17 protein-coding genes and 1 pseudogene are annotated in these 17,745 nt (G+C 59.3%); 8 read left to right on the top strand and 10 right to left on the bottom strand.

Features of this window, described 5'->3' with window-relative positions:
* Positions 1-38: 38 nt before the first annotated feature.
* The gene (locus tag CFBP4996_RS20600) at positions 39-665 is read left to right on the top strand and encodes a GDSL-type esterase/lipase family protein (protein ID WP_080853990.1); all 627 of its coding nucleotides are present in this window, start codon (positions 39-41) and stop codon (positions 663-665) included.
* Between the two features lie 617 nt (positions 666-1,282).
* On the opposite strand, the pseudogene CFBP4996_RS20595 reads toward CFBP4996_RS20600, so the two are convergent.
* From CFBP4996_RS20595 to CFBP4996_RS20585, 3 genes and pseudogenes are all read right to left on the bottom strand, one after another.
* A pseudogene (locus CFBP4996_RS20595) lies at positions 1,283-1,471 on the bottom strand (ISNCY family transposase); the annotation flags it as partial.
* A gap of 509 nt (positions 1,472-1,980) precedes the next feature.
* Entirely contained in the window at positions 1,981-3,006 is a 1,026-nt protein-coding gene (locus CFBP4996_RS20590; protein WP_080853993.1) for an SAM-dependent methyltransferase, read from the bottom strand.
* On the bottom strand, positions 3,003-3,791 hold the full coding sequence (locus CFBP4996_RS20585; RefSeq protein ID WP_080853994.1) for a DUF1295 domain-containing protein: 789 nt from the start codon (positions 3,789-3,791) through the stop codon (positions 3,003-3,005). The genes CFBP4996_RS20590 and CFBP4996_RS20585 overlap by 4 nt, the downstream gene beginning before the upstream one ends.
* A 192-nt stretch (positions 3,792-3,983) precedes the next feature.
* Between CFBP4996_RS20585 and CFBP4996_RS20580 the strand changes: the two genes are divergently transcribed.
* The 7 genes from CFBP4996_RS20580 to CFBP4996_RS20550 all read left to right on the top strand — a co-directional run bounded on the left by CFBP4996_RS20580 (position 3,984) and on the right by CFBP4996_RS20550 (position 9,680).
* Complete coding sequence (locus tag CFBP4996_RS20580) at positions 3,984-5,354, top strand: NAD(P)/FAD-dependent oxidoreductase (protein ID WP_080853995.1); 1,371 nt, start codon at positions 3,984-3,986, stop codon at positions 5,352-5,354.
* Positions 5,351-6,169 (top strand): DUF1365 domain-containing protein, encoded by an 819-nt coding sequence (locus tag CFBP4996_RS20575; protein WP_080853996.1) that lies wholly within the window; start codon positions 5,351-5,353, stop codon positions 6,167-6,169. The genes CFBP4996_RS20580 and CFBP4996_RS20575 overlap by 4 nt, the downstream gene beginning before the upstream one ends.
* A complete protein-coding gene (locus CFBP4996_RS20570; RefSeq protein WP_080853997.1) occupies positions 6,156-7,388 on the top strand; it encodes an SAM-dependent methyltransferase in 1,233 nt (410 codons plus the stop codon). The genes CFBP4996_RS20575 and CFBP4996_RS20570 overlap by 14 nt, the downstream gene beginning before the upstream one ends.
* Positions 7,389-7,415: 27 nt before the next feature.
* The gene (locus tag CFBP4996_RS20565) at positions 7,416-7,793 is read left to right on the top strand and encodes a DUF2147 domain-containing protein (protein ID WP_031234429.1); all 378 of its coding nucleotides are present in this window, start codon (positions 7,416-7,418) and stop codon (positions 7,791-7,793) included.
* Between the two features lie 68 nt (positions 7,794-7,861).
* Positions 7,862-8,290: a DUF2177 family protein gene (locus tag CFBP4996_RS20560; protein ID WP_080853998.1), complete on the top strand. Its 429-nt coding sequence runs from the start codon at positions 7,862-7,864 to the stop codon at positions 8,288-8,290.
* A 140-nt stretch (positions 8,291-8,430) separates the two neighbouring features.
* A complete protein-coding gene (locus CFBP4996_RS20555) occupies positions 8,431-8,973 on the top strand; it encodes a sigma-70 family RNA polymerase sigma factor (protein ID WP_080853999.1) in 543 nt (180 codons plus the stop codon).
* Positions 8,970-9,680: an anti-sigma factor gene (locus CFBP4996_RS20550; RefSeq protein WP_080854000.1), complete on the top strand. Its 711-nt coding sequence runs from the start codon at positions 8,970-8,972 to the stop codon at positions 9,678-9,680. The genes CFBP4996_RS20555 and CFBP4996_RS20550 overlap by 4 nt, the downstream gene beginning before the upstream one ends.
* Positions 9,681-9,750: 70 nt before the next feature.
* Here the strand turns inward: CFBP4996_RS20550 and CFBP4996_RS20545 are convergent, their stop codons facing one another.
* The 7 genes from CFBP4996_RS20545 to CFBP4996_RS20515 all read right to left on the bottom strand — a co-directional run bounded on the left by CFBP4996_RS20545 (position 9,751) and on the right by CFBP4996_RS20515 (position 17,738).
* Entirely contained in the window at positions 9,751-11,175 is a 1,425-nt protein-coding gene (locus tag CFBP4996_RS20545; protein ID WP_080854001.1) for an aldehyde dehydrogenase family protein, read from the bottom strand.
* Positions 11,176-11,192: 17 nt separating this feature from the next.
* Positions 11,193-12,887: a GMC family oxidoreductase gene (locus tag CFBP4996_RS20540; protein ID WP_080854002.1), complete on the bottom strand. Its 1,695-nt coding sequence runs from the start codon at positions 12,885-12,887 to the stop codon at positions 11,193-11,195.
* A complete protein-coding gene (locus CFBP4996_RS20535; RefSeq protein ID WP_080854003.1) occupies positions 12,884-13,681 on the bottom strand; it encodes an ABC transporter permease in 798 nt (265 codons plus the stop codon). Before CFBP4996_RS20535 ends, CFBP4996_RS20540 begins: the two co-directional genes overlap by 4 nt.
* Positions 13,682-13,683: 2 nt before the next feature.
* Complete coding sequence (locus tag CFBP4996_RS20530; RefSeq protein WP_080854004.1) at positions 13,684-14,556, bottom strand: ABC transporter permease; 873 nt, start codon at positions 14,554-14,556, stop codon at positions 13,684-13,686.
* A 24-nt stretch (positions 14,557-14,580) separates the two neighbouring features.
* A complete protein-coding gene (locus CFBP4996_RS20525; RefSeq protein ID WP_080854005.1) occupies positions 14,581-15,621 on the bottom strand; it encodes an ABC transporter substrate-binding protein in 1,041 nt (346 codons plus the stop codon).
* Between the two features lie 61 nt (positions 15,622-15,682).
* The gene (locus CFBP4996_RS20520; RefSeq protein WP_080854006.1) at positions 15,683-16,987 is read right to left on the bottom strand and encodes an NAD(P)/FAD-dependent oxidoreductase; all 1,305 of its coding nucleotides are present in this window, start codon (positions 16,985-16,987) and stop codon (positions 15,683-15,685) included.
* A 19-nt stretch (positions 16,988-17,006) separates the two neighbouring features.
* Positions 17,007-17,738 carry an HAD-IA family hydrolase gene (locus CFBP4996_RS20515; RefSeq protein WP_059755226.1) on the bottom strand — a complete coding sequence of 244 codons (732 nt, stop codon included), beginning with the start codon at positions 17,736-17,738 and terminating at the stop codon, positions 17,007-17,009.
* Positions 17,739-17,745: the final 7 nt, after the last annotated feature.

Genomic DNA, 17,745 nt, shown 5'->3' with positions numbered 1-17,745 from the left:
CGGCATCCGGCTTTCAAACCACATGTTTCAGGACCGTCATGTACGACTTCCCGGCCAATATCGGCACCAGCCGTCACGAAAACGATATCATCGCCATTCTGGCCCGCCTTCAGCGCATCGGCCTTCCAGACAATCCGATCGCCTTTTATGGCTCATCCTCGTTTCGAATCTGGAACTCCGTCACCGAGGATCTCGGCTCGCTGGATATCGTCAATCTGGGATTTGGCGGCGGCACTTACCTCTCCGCCAGCCACTACCTGCGCCAGCTCCTGGTTCCCTTGAAGCCAGGCAGAGTGGTGCTTTATTTCGGCGAAAACGATATTGCCAGCGACGGCCTCAAGGCTCAGACGACGCTTCGGCACCTGCAGGATTTGCGGGATGGCATCTCTCGAACGCTACCGCAGGCGGACGTGTTTGTTCTGGCGATCAAGCACAGTCCGGCGCGCTGGATATACCGCCATGAATTCGGTCTCTTCAACCAGACGGCGCGCGACTGGTGCAACGGCCGCGAACGCACGACTTGGCTTGATCCGAACGCCGGCCTCATCGGTGAAAATGGCCTGCCGATGTTCCGTTATTATTTGCCAGATTTGGTTCATCTGAATGCGGCAGGCTATGCGGTCTGGTCGGAAGCGCTCAGAAAAACGTTGGGTCTGCTGAACTGAGGCAAGCAGCAACTTTATCTTTTAGCCTTGAAGAGAACAGGATCTTCGACCCTGCGATTCCAAAAGCGTTTTGCGGTGAATGGGAACCGAACCGCTGACCTTGATGTTCAACCATCCCCAAACAGCTGAAATATCTGGCATTTTAATCGTAGAGCATTATCGGCGTAGGTGTTCAGTAATATCAACGATGCACTTTTAGCGTGACGATGCCGAGCTATCTCGTTGAAATTCTTGCAATCAGAGCCTCGTAGTTAACTGCCAAGGTTTGCCGCCTTGATCTCCATGCTGTCTTGGACGGGAGTTATTTTCGGTGGACGTTTCCTGTCTTACTGATTGAACCGTCGCTGCTGATGCGCCGTATCCACCAAATATCCGTTATAATGGTCCGATTGGCCGAAATTGCGAACTGACCTCATGAGCCGGTCTTCGACACGGCTCGGCCGCCGCATGCTGCGCGATATCCGTGCGGGTAGGATTTTGTCCGCAAAAACAAAAAAGCCCGCATAAAGCGGGCTTTTATCTGGTTGCGGGGGCCTGAATCCACGGAGACTTTTCAGATCGGGGCGGATGGTAGATACACCCCTTCGGCTTCAGCTTTGAGACAATTTATCGATGCGCTATTCGGCAGCATCGAGTGGCAACAGCGCCTTCTTTCGTTCTGCAATCACCGTTGGATCGCTCATGATGTCCTTCCGCCGGCCCGGCCTACGGGCATGCTTGACGTAGCCATTCTTGTCGCTGTTACTCTTTATCGTCGGCTTGGCCTGCTGGTCCTGACGCTCCTTAATATCGCCCAGCATATCGCCATAAGCTTCGCGTCGCAGCCGCGGCTGACGAAACGTCCGGCGCTGCTTGCGCGACAACCACAGTCCAGAATTAGACATCCAACCGCGCACCGTCTCACGCACCCATGGTTTGGAGCAGGAAAAGTTCCTCCGGTAGGGTCGTGACAACTGCCATCTTGAGCGCCATGGCACGCGTCGCGGCGGCGTTTGGCACGACCAGGTCGGCGTCCGAATAATAGTAGCTTTCCGGGAAGGAACCGAATGGAAGAAAACTGCACCACGAAAAGCTCCCTAGCAGACAGGACAAGAAGAGCCCCATGCTCCTGAATGGCGTCGGGGATATGAATGGGCTAGGCGCCGCAACTATCCAGTTTCGGCGTAACTGAACTCACGACTTTCTCCAGCCTCTCTCTGTGCAAGAACGTTCGACATGCTCAAAAGATGCGGCCAGCCTATTCATTGTTGCGGGGGTGCAAACGTTTCGAGCGCGGTTTTTAGAACGTGCCGACGCCGATTGTGTGGCGCTAACACTAAACCCTCTTAAAAAAGTAGTGCCCCACACCCCACACGTCACCGCCCTCATGCCCGAAAAGCCCCGCGGTCGCCAGGAAGAACAATCGCCATCGCCTTTCCCACAGCCGGGCGTCGGCACCATAGGTTTGCTGCAGAATGGGCCGGATACGGTCAATTTTTTCGTCGAAATTTTCGAGCCAATCGAGCGCTGTCCGACGATAGTGCGACCCTGACCAGCGCCACTCCCGCTCGACGGCGAAAAGCTGACTAAAGCGATGGGGAAGGTCGAAGGCCGGCATGATGCCGCCGGTGAAGAAGTGCCGGGCGATCCAGTCGGCAGGATTGTTGTGGTCGAAACGATAGGATCGGTCGCGGTGGTTGAACACATGCATGAAAAACCTGCCGTCCGGCTTCAGCCACGAGTGAACACGCTCGAACAACACGCGCCAATTCGACATATGTTCGAACATTTCCACCGATACGACACGGTCGAATCGATCGCCCGTCGTGAAACCATTCATATCGGCCGTCACTACAGAAAGGTTTGAAAAACCCCGTTCTCGGGCACGACCGATTATATATTCGCGCTGCGACACGGAGTTCGAGACTGACGTGATGCGCGCATTTGGGAAACGGCCGGCCATATAGAGGGATAACGAACCCCATCCGCAGCCGAGTTCCAGAATATCCATGCCGTCCTCAAGGCCGGCATGGGCCGAGGTCTTGGCCAAAGCAATATTTTCAGCTTCATCCAGCGTCGTCGTGGCATCGTCATAATAACAGCAGGAATATTTGCGCTGCTCTCCCAGAACGAGCGCAAAAAATGCCGCGGGTACTTCATAATGCTGTTTGTTTGCATCGTCGGTATGGCTGGCGACGGGAAACTTCACCATATCCGCCGCGAAAGCCTCTTCCGCATCCGCTGTAATGGCGGCAAGCCGCCGCTTCGTCCGTGCGCAGAGCATATCTATTCCGGCGAGCGTCACGCTGTCGCTGAGCGGCGCGCGCTCGGCGGCGTTGATGGCGAGTGCGAGCATGTTCATGGCTTGTCCTCGTTCTTGCGCGGCCCCGGAAAAAAGGCGTTGACGCGTTGTTGAAGGGCGCGGAATTTTTCCCCGCGCGATTGGAGCATATGGTCTTCAAGCGGCGGAATGCCGGAGACATGGACAAGCAGCCAGTACATCATCGCCGGTGCGGCGAGCGATACCCATGACAAGGCCTGCCCCTGAATGGCCAGCAGCGGAAAACCGCACCAGAAAAGCCATTCGAAAAAATAGTTGGGATGGCGGGAATAACGCCACAGCCCGGTTTCGCAGACACTGTTTTTTGCCGCTGCGGTCTTTCTGAATTTCCAGAGCTGGACGTCGGAGAGCGCTTCGCCTGCCAGCGCACCAAGGGCAACCACCATGGCGATAACGTCAACCATACGCGGAAAAACATGGGTGTTGCTTGCGGCAAGATAGACCGCAAGAACGAGCACGAAAGCGGCGATTGCCTGTATCTGCAGGAAGATGAACAGCCGCAGGGCGGCAGCGCTCCCCCATTGCTCCATAAGCTTTGCATAACGGGGATCTTCCCCGCCTCCTTGCGTACGCATGCCGATATGGCCAGCAAGCCGCAGGGACCAGACAACGACCAGGAAAAGTGTAGCACCGCGCCGCCAGCCGTCTCCCACGGCGAAAACAACAGCGAAAATTCCGCCAAGCCCGACACTCGCAGCCCAGACCGCGTCGATCCAGCCGCTTGAACCGGTTGCTCTCTGCAACGCCCAAGCGCCCGCCATCAGAAGCGACATGAGAATGGCAAGCGTCAGGACTACAGAAAACATCACTAATTCGCTCGCCATTTTGAATGGTTTGAGGTCGGGTTTCGTGATGGCAAATACGAGCGGACCGGCAAAATAGTTTCAGGCGCCGGACAAAATTTCAAAAAATCGATGCGCCGGTGAAACTGATCGGGCGGCCTCCTCGTACATGTCGCAGTCCCCAAGACTGGATTGGCAGTGCTATAGCGAGGAAAAATGGTCGATACCGAAGCGAAAAAAGAACAAAGCCGCCGCATCGCCGTCGTCGGAACGGGAATTTCCGGTTTGTCAGCGGCTTGGCTTTTGTCGCAACGACACGATGTAACTGTTTTCGAAGCGGCTGACCGCATCGGAGGCCACACCAATACGGTGACGTTCAGCACGGACCATGGACAAGTCCATGTCGATACCGGATTCATTGTCTATAACGAGCAGACCTATCCCAATCTCACTGCGCTTTTCCAGCAACTGGGCGTGGCGACTACAGCTTCGAACATGTCTTTCGCCGTTTCTCTGAATGATGGCGGTTTCGAATATTCCGGCGGAACCGGACCTGGCCTGCTGGCCCAGAAGTCCAACATCCTGAGGCCACGTTTCTGGGCGATGCTTGCGGACCTTTTGCGCTTTTACCGCAATGCCCCACGCGACCTGCATTTGATGGGCGATCTGTCTCTCGACGAATATCTCTCCCGCAACCGGTATGGTTCAGCGTTCCGCGACGATCATCTTTACCCCATGGCTGCGGCCATCTGGTCCACGCCGGCCATGGAGGTCGGCCGTTATCCGGCGGCGCATTTCATCAAATTCTGCCGCAATCACGGCCTGCTGTTGCTGCGCAATCGGCCGGTCTGGCGCACAGTCGTCGGCGGCTCGCGCGAATATGTGAAACGCATCACGGCGCCGTTTGCGGATCGAATTCTCCTCTCGACGCCGGTTAAGCGCATCCACCGCCTGCCGGACGGCGTCGAAATCACCACTGCGGACGGCAAAGCCATGCGCTTCGATGACGTGGTAATAGCAACCCATGCGGATCAGGCGCTCGACATGCTCGCGGACGCAACACGCGCCGAACGGCGCATTCTTGGCGCGTTTGCCTACACCCAAAACCGCGCCGTGCTTCACACCGACAGCAGTTTCATGCCGCGCCGCCGTGCTGCCTGGTCAAGCTGGAACTATGTGGCCGACACGCGCATTAAAACGAGCCTGCCGAGCATTACCTACTGGATGAACAGGCTTCAGCCGCTGGGCGAAATCCCGGACATTTTCGTAACGCTGAATCCGGCGCGGGAACCGGATCAAGGAAAAATCATCGCCGAGGAAACCTATCACCATCCGGTTTTTGACGCTGGCACCGAACAGATGCGTCAGGAGCTATGGGCCTTGCAGGGTCTGCGAAACACCTGGTTCTGCGGCGCTTATTTCGGATCCGGTTTTCATGAAGATGGTCTTCAGGCCGGCCTTGCCGTCGCCGAAGATCTTGGCGGCGTATCCCGTCCATGGAAGGTTGCTGACGACAACAACCGGATCATTCGCCTGGATTTGGCGACGATTGCGACAGACACGGAAATCATGGAGGCGATGGCATGACGCCTCTCCTCACCTCGGCGCTTTTTCCCGGCCATGTAACGCATGCGCGTTTCAAGCCGAAAACCCATAAGCTCGCCTACCGGATTTATTCGCTGCTCGTCGACCTCGATGAGTTGAACGTGCTCGACCGGAAATTGCGATTTTTCTCCGTAGACCGGTTCAACCTGTTCTCGTTTCACAGCAGGGACCGCGGCAACCGCAGCGCCCTCGGGCTGCGCCAGCAGATCGAGGCAGCCATGACGGCGGCAGGCATGGCAGTGGACGGAGGGCCGATACGTCTGCTCACCATGCCGCGCGTACTCGGCTGGGCCTTCAACCCACTCAGTGTCTTCTTCTGCTACGGGCGCGACTTGTCGCTCAAAGCTATCCTCTGGGAGGTGGACAACACGTTTGGCGAGAGACACTCATACCTGATCCCGGTGGAAGCCGGCAAATCGACCGAGATCGTCCAGCGATGCGACAAGGCCTTTTATGTCTCTCCATTCATGGACATGGATCTCCACTATGTTTTCCGCGTCGCCCCGCCCGGCGACAGGCTGAAAATCGTCATCGATACTTTCGACAATGACGGCCTGATCCTGACCGCCCGGCATCTGGCCCGGCGTGTCGAATTGACGGACGGTGCGCTTCTGAAAGCTTTCTTCGCCATTCCCCTCCTGACGCTCAAGGTCATTCTGGGCATTCATTGGGAGGCCCTGAAAATTTGGCTGAAAGGCGTGCAGCTCAGAAAACGGCCGCTGCCGCCTGCCGGTCCAGTCTCCTTCCGTCATCCTTCATCGTCGCAAATCGAGGCCAAAATTCATGACCCCGTTTGACAATCTCACGGAATTATCGGCGAAGAATACGCGCCTGAACGACCGCATCAGCCCAGGCACGTGGCTCATCAACCGGCTGTTGAGCAATATCGACAGGGGAAGATTACATGTCATTCTTCCCGGTGGCGGCTTCATTGAAAAATCCGGCGCAACGAATGGCAGCGAGGCAATTCTTGTCCTGCATAGCTGGCGGGCGATCCGGCGGATGCTGCTAAACGGCGACATCGGCTTTGCAGAGGGTTTCATCGAAGGCGACTGGACCACACCAGATTTGACGGCGCTGATCCGCTTTGCGGCCCAAAATCGCGAGGCGTTCGCAAGGTCAATGCGCGGCAGCCTGCCGATGCGCCTTCTCAACCGCACTGCGCACGGGTTGAATGCCAATACCAGACGCGGCAGCCGCCGCAATATCGAAGCGCATTATGATCTCGGCAACGAGTTTTACCGGCAGTGGCTTGATCCCTCTATGCTGTATTCGTCGGCGATTTTCGACGACACGGCGTCTACGCTCGAAGCCGCCCAACTGAAAAAACTGGAACGTATCGTCGATAAACTGAAATTGAGCGGCGGCGAAAACATATTGGAGATCGGCTGCGGCTGGGGCGCACTCGCCATTCACCTTGCTACGCAGGCCAAAGCCAACGTCACCGGCATCACTCTCTCCCCCTCCCAGTTAAAATGGGCAAAAAATGCGGCGGAAAAAGCCGACAGTACAGACCGCATCGATCTGAGGCTGCAGGATTACCGCGACCTGAACGGCCAATTCGACAGGATTGTCTCCGTCGAAATGTTCGAAGCAGTCGGCGAGGCCTATTGGCCGAGCTATTTCGAAACACTGAAAAGATGCCTGAAACCGGGCGGCAGTGCGGTGCTGCAAATCATTTCGATTGAAGAAAGCCGCTTCGATACATATCGGCGTAAGGCGGATTTCATCCAGAAATACGTCTTTCCCGGCGGCTTTCTGCCCTCAAATGCCGCGCTCGAAAAGGCGGTCGGCAAAACCGGCCTGAAGCTCACCGATAGGGAACTTTTCGGCCAGTCCTACGCGCTCACGCTCGCCGAATGGCGCCAGCGTTTTCATGCGCGGTGGCAGACGATTTCCCTGCTCGGCTTCGATGACCGCTTTCGACGGCTTTGGGATTATTACCTTTGCTATTGCGAGGCAGGCTTTGCCGAGGGGAGCATAAACGTCGGCGTCTACACGATCGAACACAGATAAGGCGGGACCAAACTGCGGAGAGAGAGAATGATGATCAACGGATTGACGGTTGCTTCCGTCCTATGGCCACTGCTGGTCGCGTCCAACGCGACGGCGGCCGATATCGACGGCAACTGGGCGCGCGGAGACGGCAAGGCGAAAGTACTGATCGCGCCCTGCGGTGAAAATATCTGTGCCACAAACACCTGGATCAAGCCGGGCACTCCGAAGGAAAAGGCCGGGGACCGGCTGATCATGGACATAAAGCAGACAGAGGCAGGCAGCTATTCCGGCACCGCTTTCGACCCCCAGCGGGATAAATCCTACAGGATAACAGTGACAATAAACGGCAACGGCATGACCACGAAAGGCTGTATCGTCGCCGGTATGCTGTGCAAGGGCATAAACTGGACAAGGATCGACTAGCCACATCTCCACGTTGCTTCGACCCACATCGTCGCTTCCTTATCGAGGCCCTTCAAAGGAAACCACCAATGAAAACCTATTTCGCAGCCTACCTTTTTACCCTCGTCGCCTTTCTGGTGATTGATTTCATCTGGTTGAGCACGATGGCGTCGCGTCTTTACCGCCCGGCCATCGGCGATCTTCTGGTAGAAAACTTCCGGCTTGCTCCGGCGGTTGTCTTTTACCTCATCTATGCCGCCGGCCTCACTTTTCTTGCAGTTCGCCCGGCCTTTCAGACGGGGGAATGGACGACCGCGCTGCTTTATGGCGCAGTGGTCGGCTTCATGGCCTATGCCACTTACGACCTGACCAATCAGGCGACGTTGAAAAGCTGGTCCGCGACCCTGACCGTCGCCGATCTTCTATGGGGAACCTTCGTCTCCGCGGCAGCGGCTACAATCGGCTATCTCATCACGGTGCGGCTGATCGGCCCGCTGGAAAATCCGACGGGCCTATGATGACGACATCCCCTCTTACCGGCCGCTTAAGTGCGATAACCCTGCGGCCCAGTCGTTGCTAGGTTAGCAGCATGAGCATGCATCTCTTGTCTTCCTGCGAAAGACGACCCTATAAAGGAGGCGCAGCAAGGAAGGTTCGAATGCAGGGCACAGAGATCGCAGGCCTTATCAACCGCGTCGGCATGGGTGATCGTTCAGCATTCGTCTCGCTTTATCAGGCAACCAGTCCGAAGCTTTTCGCGATCTGCCTGAAAATTCTGCGTGACAGAACGGAAGCCGAGGAGGCGCTGCAGGAAATCTATATCAAGGTATGGCAGCGGGCGCGAACATTTGCCGCCAGCGCCGGCAAACCCGCCACATGGCTTGCCGCCATTGCCCGCAACCATGCAATAGACACGATCCGCGCGCGCAAGCCCATAACCGACGACATTGAGGAAACCTACGATCTTGCCGACGAGAGCGTCCGCGATCCTGAGCAGCAGATCGTTCTCGCCGATGAAGGCCGCAGGATCGAAGACTGCATGCGCGAGCTTGAGACCGTACACGCACAGGCGGTGCGCCGGGCCTATGTCGAGGGCTTGAGCTATCTCGAACTCGCCGAAGAATTGCGCGTGCCGCTCAACACGGTCAGAACCTGGCTGCGACGCAGTCTTCTCAAACTCAGAGAGTGCATGCAGCGATGACGACGGGCGAACAGAGCGGCGGCAAGCATTCGCGCGACGACATCCTCGCCGGTGAATATGTCCTGGGCGTGCTGCCGCTCGAAAAGCGCCGTGAACTGGAACGACGCATGCAGGACGACGCGGCCTTCGCACAGCTGGTGCAGCGTTGGGAGGCGGAATTTTCCGACTTCAATGCCGATTACCAGGAGCAGGCACCGAGCGCCACTGTTCTTGCGCGTATCGAAGAACGCCTGTTCGGCAGCAGGACCGTCAATACCAATGGCAGCCTCTGGAATTCCGCGTCCTTCTGGCGCTGGATCTCGGTTGCTACCAGCGCAGCCGCCGTGACCGCCATCGTTTACGCCGCCTTCCCCGAAAAATGGCAGGGCGCCACCCCGCTGGTGGCCGAACTTGCAACGACCGACAGCCAGGTTAATCTCCTCGCCTCCTACGATGCGGAATCCGGGCGGATGCGCATTGTGCCCGTTGCAACCGGCAAGACCGATGAAAAATCGCTGGAACTGTGGCTGGTGATGGAGGGCGGCAAGACCCGCTCGCTCGGCGTCTTCCAGCCCGGCACGAATGGCGATCTTATAATCCCCCCAGACATGCGCAACAGCATCACCGAAGGCACCACCTTCGCGATCAGCGTCGAACCTTTCGGCGGCTCGCCGACTGGTCAGGCAACCGGCCCTGTTATCGCCGTCGGCACGGCGCGATGGGGATGAAGGTCTAACGCTTCCCGATTTCGAGGCGAGTCCCGATGAACGCGTCACGATACGAGATGGGTCGTAACGGTCAGTCTTCGAAGCCGACGATGCCCTTGATTTCGGTGAACTCGTGCAGACCGAACTTGCCATATTCCCGACCGTTGCCCGACTGCTTGTAGCCGCCGAAGGGGGCGGCCCCATCCCAGGCGGAGCTGTTGAGGCGCACTATGCCGGTTCTGAGCCGTCGTGCGAAGGCACGCGCCTCCTCGGGTGCGCCCTGAATATAGGATGCCAGCCCATAGGGCGTGTCGTTGGCGATATCCGCCGCCTCGTCCTCGCTGCCATAACCGAGAATGGCAAGCACAGGCCCGAAAATCTCTTCACGCGCGATCGTCATGTCGTTCGTAACACGCGCAAAGACTGTCGGCCGTATATAATAGCCGCTGTTCAGATGCGCTGGCCGGTCGAGCCCGCCGGCAACGAGCTCCGCCCCTTCCTCCATTCCCTTGCGGATGAGGCTCTGGATCTTGTCGAATTGCGTTTTGCTGGCAACCGGCCCGATATCCGTTTCGGCATCGCCGGGTGTACCGACACGGACCGATTCCGCCGCCGCACGGGCGATGCCAATCACCCGGTCCATTTGCTCCGCAGGGACGAGAAGACGGGTCGGCGCATTGCAGGACTGGCCGGAATTGGCAAAGCACCTGCTCACGCCGGCGCGCACGGCAGCGTCGAGGTCAGCGCTTCGGAGCACTATATTGGGCGATTTGCCGCCCAGTTCCTGATGCACGCGCTTCACCGTCGGGGCCGCCGCCTGCGCGACCGAAATGCCGGCGCGTGTCGAGCCGGTGAAGGAAACCATGTCGATATCGGGATGGCTCGCCAGCACCGTGCCCACGGTTGGGCCGTCGCCGTTGACGAGGTTGAACACGCCTTTGGGAACACCGGCTTCGTGCAGGGTTTCGGCGAAAAGTATGGCGTTGAGCGGCGCGATTTCCGAGGGTTTCAGCACCATGGTGCAGCCGGTGGCGAGCGCCGGGGCGACCTTGCAGGCGATCTGGTTGATCGGCCAGTTCCACGGCGTGATCATGCCGACGACACCGATCGGCTCATGGACGATGCGGGTCGTGCCCTGCATGTATTCGAACGGAAAATCACGCATGGCGCGGATCGTCTGCTCGAAATGCGCCACGCCGATACCCGCCTGCTCATCCCGCGACATTTTTCGAGGAGCGCCCATCTCATGAGAGATCACGTCGCCGATCTCGTTCTGCCGACGTTTCAATATCTCAAGAATGCGCTCAAGCAGGCCGAGGCGCTCTTCCCGCGTCGTCTGCGAAAAGGTAGCAAAGGCGCGACGCGCGGCGGCGATGGCGCGCTCGGCATCCGCCGCCGATCCCATGGCTATCTCCGCGAAAGGCTCTTCGGTGGCGGGGTCGACGACGGATAGACGCTGGCCGCCGAGAGGATCGACCCAGGCCCCGTCGATATAGAATTTGAGATAGTTGTCCATATCCGTCTCCAATGATCTCAGCGGCCGGCCAGGATGAAGTCGGCGACCCGCTCCGCGATCATGATTGTGGGAATGTTGGTATTGGCGCAAGGGATCGACGGCATCAGCGATGCGTCGCAGACCCTCAATCCTTCCACGCCGTGCACGCGGCCCGTGGACGACGCCACCGCCATGGGATCGTCAGCCGATCCCATGCGGCACGTTCCCGACGGATGCCATGTGCCGCCCACATGGCGGCGGACGAATTCCGTCAACGCATCGTCGTCCTCAAGCAGCCCCCGCATGGTCGTGCCAAGTGTTATCGCCGAATGCACCAATGCCGGGCGCAGCGGACCCGCTACATCCAGAAGACCCGAGAAGAGACCCCGCTGCAACGCGTTCCATGTCCCTGGTACAGCGACCTTCGCCACCCGGGGCGAATAGCTCGATGGAAAAACAGTGCCGCTGTGCCCGGCCATGAAAGGATCGGACAGAGCCTCCGCCCCCAGCCGCAGCGCAAGCTTGAGCCGCCTCAGATCACGCTCGTCGCTCAGCATTCTGAAGTCGACCTCGGGCTCGACATGGGGATCAAGCGAAGCAAGCTTCACAAAGCCGCGCGAATAGGACTTGTTAACCCAGAAGAACAGGCTGCCCAGCCGCAAACCGATGGAATGCCAGCCGGATCGCGACAGGATGGCGGCATGCATGTCACCCTGCGGCGCGCCGTCGAGACCGGACGAGAAACGCCAGATCGCCTGTTCGTGGTGTTCTCCCCTGTCACGCACCCGCATCTGCGGCGGCAGATAGGCAGCGACGGCGATCGAAGGATGCTCCATCAGATTGCGCCCGACGCCGCTGCGGCCGGCCACGACATTGCCCCCCACGGCGGCGATGTCACCGACGGGGCCGATACCGGAGCGCATCAGCAATGCGGGCGTGTGAATGGCGCCGGCCGAGACGATCACTTCCGCCGCATGGATCGTCTCCGCTGTAGCACCCGCCAATCTCGCACCCTTAGCCAGACGACCATCGAACAGGATGCGGTCGGCGACGCTTTCGGTGATGATCCTGAGATTCGGACGTTTGCGCACTTCCGACGTCAGATAGGCAAGCGAGGTCGGCAAGCGCTCCCCGCTATCGCTGACGGCGATGGCGCCGCGAAAGACGCCGTCTTCCCAGGGTCCGTTCTGGTCCGGCCTTGTCGGATAACCGCGGCGGTCCAGCGTCTTCATGACACGGTCGACGAAGGGTGAAATTCCATCGTCTGATATGCGCCGGATCGTCAGCGGCCCGGCCGTGCCGTGAAGCGGGCCGGAGAAATCCCTGTCGGCTTCGATCTTCAGAAAATAGGGCAGGCAATCGTCCCAGCCCCAGCCGTCCGCCCCAAGCGCCTGCCACTCGGCATAGTCGGCCGGCGCACCTCGATTGGCCATCAGCGCATTGATCGCCGAGCCTCCGCCCAGAAGCCGCGCCTGCTCGTAGCGACGCGGTGGACGGGGCGCCGCGTTGGAACGGGCATGAGCCATCAACGCCGTGAGCTGCGACCAGATATTGCGCGTATCGAGATAGGCACGGCCGGGATAACGGCTGCGCACCTCATCCGGGATATCGTCCGCCGAAATATTACGCCCGGCCTCGACCAGAACGACTGTCCGCAGCGGATCTGCGGAAAGGCGTGCGGCCAGCACGCAGCCCGCCGATCCGCCGCCGAGGATCAGGTGATCGACGATCATGTCGCCCGTCCCTGCGAATATTCGGTGTTGCGGGCGTTGATCGCCGCCAGCATCAGCAGGATGAACGAGATCGCCGTTAGCAGGGAGCTGATCGAGGCGATGGTCGGATCGATCTCGTCGCGCAGCGCTGTGAACATGCGCTTGGTGAGCGTCTGATATTCGCCGCCGGAAATGAAAAGCGAAACCACGGTTTCATCGATGGCGGAGATGAAGGCGAAGAGCAGACCGGAAATGACGCTCGGGCGGATTTGCGGCAGGGTGACGATGAAGAAGGTCCGCCAGCGGTTCATGCCGAGGCTTCGCGACACCATCTCCTGCGTGTGGTCGAACTTGCGCAGCCCGACCAGGACGGAGGTGACGACATAGGGCAGGCCCAGCATGACATTGGCGAGGATCAGCCCGGTCAGCGAGGCAAGAAGCCCGATCTGTGCGTAAACCAGAAAGACGCCGACGGCGGTGATGACGATCGGCACGATCAGCGGCAGAAGCAGCAGCGCCTGCAGGCTGCGCACCAGCCGCGATTGCGTGAGGTTGAGCGCATAGGCCGCCGCAGTCCCGAGAATGGTGGCGATGACGGCGCTGGAGACGGCGACGATCAGGCTTACACGCGTTGCCTGCATCCAGGCGGCACTGCCGAGATAGGCCTCATACCAGCGCAGCGACCAGGATGGCGGCGGGAAAGCAAGGAAGCGCGCGCCGGAAAAGGACATTGGCAGGATGATCAGGATGGGGATCATCAGCCAGGCGAGAACGAGGCCTACAAAGCCGTAGAGAAGGATTTTCGACAGGTTCATGGTCACCTCGTTCCCATGATGCGTTCGAACGGAATGATGAGGCTCGCCAACCGGAAAACCAGAAAAACGCAGACAAGCAGGACGACGCTGATCGACGAGGCCGCGCCCCATTCGTTATAAACCTCGATGTTGCGCGAAACGAGCATGGAGACCATGTAGGTGCGCCCGCCGCCCAGCAGTTCCGGCGTGATATAAAAACCAAGGGTGAGCACGAAGACCAGCACCATGCCGGCGATCATGCCCGGCAGCGACAGCGGCAGGAAAACCCGCCAGAATACATGCATGGGTGAGCCGCCGAGGCTGGCGCCGGCCATGGTCAGTTCCGTGGGTATTTTCTTCATCGTCGCATAAAGCGGCAGCACCATGAAGGGCAGCAGGATGTGGATCGTCGCCATGACCGTGCCGAATTCGTTGTTGACCAGCCGGAGCGGCGCATCGATCAGGCCCGATCCCGTCAGAGCCGAATTGATGATGCCGTTGCGTTGCAGCAGGATGAGCCAGGCATAGGCGCGCACCAGAACGGATGTCCAGAAAGGCAGCAGCACCATGGCGAGAACAAGCACGCTCCAGCGCTGAGACAGGCCCGCCGCCACATAGGCGACGGGATAGCCGAGGAGGACGGTCATCAGCGTGACGACCGCCGCAATGCGGAAGGTTTGAAGGAAGGTCATCCAGTAGACGGAATCCGTCAGGAACCGCTGATAGTGATCAAGCGTAAAGCCGCCATCCTGCCGGATCGACTGCCAGCCCAGCCACAGAAGCGGCAGGACCAGCAGAACGACGACGACCGCAAGGGCTGGCGCCAGCAGCATCAGCATGAGCCGTCGCTCACGCTGCTCATGCATCGCCGACGGATTTCGTTTCGACTGTGCCATCAGTGACCCTCCACAGGCCGATGATTATTTCTGGATGAACTGCGCCCAGCGTTTTTGCGCCTCCTCACCGGCCGGGGAACTCCACCACTCATCCGACACCAGAACCTGAAGCGCGGCATTGTTCGGCGAACTCGGCATTTCGGCAGCGCGTTCCGGCGAAATCTTGCCGGTCTTGTACGCTTCAGGATTGCCTGGACCGTAATCGATATAGGCCGGGAAATTCGCCTGGATTTCAGGGGTCAGCGCCGCATTGACGAACTTGACAGCCGTTTCGAGGTTCGGCGCGCCCTTGAGAATGCAGAGCGATGTATACTGCAGGAAACCTTCATTGAACGAATAACCGATCGGCGCGCCTTCCTTCACTACCGCAGCAACGCGGCCGTTCCAGGCCATCTCCATGTCGACTTCACCATCGGCCAGAAGCTGCGCCGACTGGGCGCCGGAGGTCCACCACACCGTGACATAGGGTTTGATCTCTTCGAGTTTCTTGAAGGCTCTGTCGACATCGAGCGGATAAAGTTTGTCCACTGGCACGCCATCTGCAAGCAAAGCGGCCTCCAGTGTCGCCAGGGGATGGTTACGAAGCGCCCGCGTGCCCGGAAATTTCTTCACATTCCAGAAATCCGCCCAGCTCTTGGGCGGGTTGCCGCCGAACTTGTCCTTGTTGTAGGCAAGCACGCTCGAGTAGAATTCATAGGCGACCGAATAGGGGCTCTTGTATTCGGCCGGCATCTTTTCCGCATTGGGTATTTTGGAAAAATCGAGTTTCTCGATCATTCCCTGTTCCCCGCCGCGTATGCAATCCTTCGCCGGCGTGTCGATGACGTCCCAGACGATCTTGCCGGATGCGGACTGAGTCTTGATCACCGGCCAGGCATCGGGCGCGCTGTCCTGATTGACAGTGATGCCGAGCAGCTTGGCGACGGGATCGAGGATCGCCTTCGTCTGCGCCTCCTGATAGGCGCCGCCCTGCGAGACGAAGATGACCTGTTCCGCCGACGCCAGGCCAGCCGAAAAGACGGCGGCGGATGCGGAAAGCACGAGCATGGAAAATCTGTATTTCATTCGTCGTTCTCCTCTTTATGGCGAGGCGCTGTCGCCCCTGTTGGCATGCGACTGTCGGGTCTTAGCGCCCGATTGCATCGAGGAACTGATACCAGCCGGCGACGAGCCGGACGGCTGGCTCCCTGATGGGATAAAAAGGCACGGGTTTGAGCGGCTCCGCGGTCAAGAGCCCGAGATCGGGGCTTTGCCCGGCAACCATGGCCGCAACGTAGCGGCCCATGTTGGAGGCCATGGCCACCCCGGTTCCATTATAGCCGACTGCATAGACGACCCGGTCGTCCAGCCGGCCCAGATGTGGAATGCTGTCCATCGTCATGGCCACGAGGCCGGACCAACGATGGGTGACAGATACGGCTGCGAGTTCTGGAAACTGCCGCACCATGGCCTTGTGCAGTGCCGCAAACGCGCTTTCGGAATCCGCCTTGCCGAAGGCGCCGCGCCCGCCATACATCACACGGTCTCCAGCCTTGCGGAACCAACGCATCATGCGCCGCGTCTCGGTATAGCTGCGTCCCTGCGACAGGAGGGAAGCACCCGGTCTGCCGGTCAGCGGCTCGGTCGCAATCATCGCGGAGCGGAAGGGAATGATGGACTTGCGGACCGCCGACGTGGCCGGCGTCAGATCGGAATAGGAATTGGTGGCGATCACCACCTGGCGGGCCGAAACGACACCGTCAGGCGTTTCAAGAACGATGCCGGCGCCATCTCGCCTGAATGCCGCCACCGGCGTCTTCTCGTGGATCGCGATGCCTGCGGCACTCAATCCGGCCGCCATGCCCAAAACGAAATTCAAGGGGTGAATGACGCCGCCATGGGCATTGAGCATGCCGCCGACGAAATCGCGTGAGCCCGTCTCCGCTTCCATTTCCTCCGGAGAGAGAATGGTGCAGGCGTGGTCGCCAAGCGATCCACGCAGCCACTCGACTTCTTTTTTCAGGCCATCGAGCGACAGTTGATTGTGGGCACAGCGCAGCGAACCGGTTGGGCGATAATCGGCAGCGGCGATTGCATAATCGTCTACCAGTTCGCCGACATGATCGATGGCCTCGATACCAAGATCATGCATGCGCCGCGCCGTCTCCAGCCCGTAGCGGGCAGCGATGTCGGAGAAGGAAAGCCGGAACTTGCCCGACACCACGCCACCATTGCGGCCGCTCGCGCCCCAGCCGATCCGGCTTGCCTCCAGCACCACCGGAGACAGGCCGCGGCGGGCCAGATAGCGCGCCGCGGAAAGGCCCGTATAGCCGCCGCCGATGATCGCGACATCGAACCGACGATCGCCCGAGAGCCGGTCGAAGGCAGGACGGCTCGAAGCCGTCTCCTGCCAGAGGGATTTGATATCGGGAAAAGGGGGACGTGCGGCCATCGGTACGGCTCTCTCGCTTTCAGGCTGCCGTTGCCGTCTTGACGCCGGCGGCAAGCTCCGCGTCCACCGCATCGGCCAGTTGCTTGAGTGAGGAGAAGTGGAAGTCGGGCCTGGTCACCACCTTCGGAGCCGGCGTGCCGCCGAACCCCTGCTGGCCCTGGCGACGCTCGATCCAGCAGGTCGTGTAGCCAAGTTCGCGGGCCACGCCGATATCGTGATGCTGGCTCTGGGCGACATGCAGGATTTCCGACTGCTTGAAACCGAAAGCCGACTGACGCCCCTTGTTGAAGGCGAAAAACTGCGGATTGGGCTTGGCACACCCGGCCTCATCGCAGGTGACGCTGTCGTGAAACGGATTGCCAAGCGTATCGGAATAGGCGGAAAATGCCGTACGGTCGGCATTCGTCATGGCGACAAGACGGAAGTTCTTGCGCAGGCGGGCGAGCGCTTCCACGGAATCTGCGAAGGCTGGCCAGCGCAGCACGGCAAGCTGGAAGGCTTCCGCCGTGGCGTCATCATTGTTGAAACCGAGTTCGTTGGCGAGAGAAAGATAGACGTCTTTCATGGCGAAGGAAGACCGTCCATAGAACTTGTCGCGGCCGCGCTTGTACGGTTCGAAAATCTCGTCGTCGGTGGCCCTGGCCGCCTTTTCGCCGCCGAGCGCACGCACCGCATTGAGCACACCCGTTTCGAAATCGATCAAAGTGCCGACCACATCGAAGGTCATGACCTTGAATTGCGTAAGCTGCATAGTCTTT

It is taken from the genome of Agrobacterium leguminum, from assembly GCF_005144435.2.
Lineage (GTDB): Bacteria > Pseudomonadota > Alphaproteobacteria > Rhizobiales > Rhizobiaceae > Agrobacterium > Agrobacterium leguminum.
The sequence above is the reverse complement of the archived record's forward strand: the minus strand, read 5'-3'. Positions and strand labels throughout refer to the sequence as shown.

Bases quoted from the DNA above. Each gene is read 5' to 3' on its own strand.
- CFBP4996_RS20525 (WP_080854005.1), bottom strand. From the start codon at position 15,621: ATGAAATACAGATTTTCCATGCTCGTGCTTTCCGCATCCGCCGCCGTC.
- CFBP4996_RS20535 (WP_080854003.1), bottom strand. From the start codon at position 13,681: ATGAACCTGTCGAAAATCCTTCTCTACGGCTTTGTAGGCCTCGTTCTC.
- CFBP4996_RS20590 (WP_080853993.1), bottom strand. From the start codon at position 3,006: ATGAACATGCTCGCACTCGCCATCAACGCCGCCGAGCGCGCGCCGCTC.
- CFBP4996_RS20585 (WP_080853994.1), bottom strand. From the start codon at position 3,791: ATGTTTTCTGTAGTCCTGACGCTTGCCATTCTCATGTCGCTTCTGATG.
- CFBP4996_RS20580 (WP_080853995.1), top strand. From the start codon at position 3,984: ATGGTCGATACCGAAGCGAAAAAAGAACAAAGCCGCCGCATCGCCGTC.
- CFBP4996_RS20515 (WP_059755226.1), bottom strand. From the start codon at position 17,738: ATGCAGCTTACGCAATTCAAGGTCATGACCTTCGATGTGGTCGGCACT.
- CFBP4996_RS20520 (WP_080854006.1), bottom strand. From the start codon at position 16,987: ATGGCCGCACGTCCCCCTTTTCCCGATATCAAATCCCTCTGGCAGGAG.
- CFBP4996_RS20575 (WP_080853996.1), top strand. From the start codon at position 5,351: ATGACGCCTCTCCTCACCTCGGCGCTTTTTCCCGGCCATGTAACGCAT.
- CFBP4996_RS20560 (WP_080853998.1), top strand. From the start codon at position 7,862: ATGAAAACCTATTTCGCAGCCTACCTTTTTACCCTCGTCGCCTTTCTG.
- CFBP4996_RS20540 (WP_080854002.1), bottom strand. From the start codon at position 12,887: ATGATCGTCGATCACCTGATCCTCGGCGGCGGATCGGCGGGCTGCGTG.
- CFBP4996_RS20530 (WP_080854004.1), bottom strand. From the start codon at position 14,556: ATGGCACAGTCGAAACGAAATCCGTCGGCGATGCATGAGCAGCGTGAG.
- CFBP4996_RS20570 (WP_080853997.1), top strand. From the start codon at position 6,156: ATGACCCCGTTTGACAATCTCACGGAATTATCGGCGAAGAATACGCGC.
- CFBP4996_RS20555 (WP_080853999.1), top strand. From the start codon at position 8,431: ATGCAGGGCACAGAGATCGCAGGCCTTATCAACCGCGTCGGCATGGGT.
- CFBP4996_RS20550 (WP_080854000.1), top strand. From the start codon at position 8,970: ATGACGACGGGCGAACAGAGCGGCGGCAAGCATTCGCGCGACGACATC.
- CFBP4996_RS20545 (WP_080854001.1), bottom strand. From the start codon at position 11,175: ATGGACAACTATCTCAAATTCTATATCGACGGGGCCTGGGTCGATCCT.
- CFBP4996_RS20565 (WP_031234429.1), top strand. From the start codon at position 7,416: ATGATGATCAACGGATTGACGGTTGCTTCCGTCCTATGGCCACTGCTG.
- CFBP4996_RS20600 (WP_080853990.1), top strand. From the start codon at position 39: ATGTACGACTTCCCGGCCAATATCGGCACCAGCCGTCACGAAAACGAT.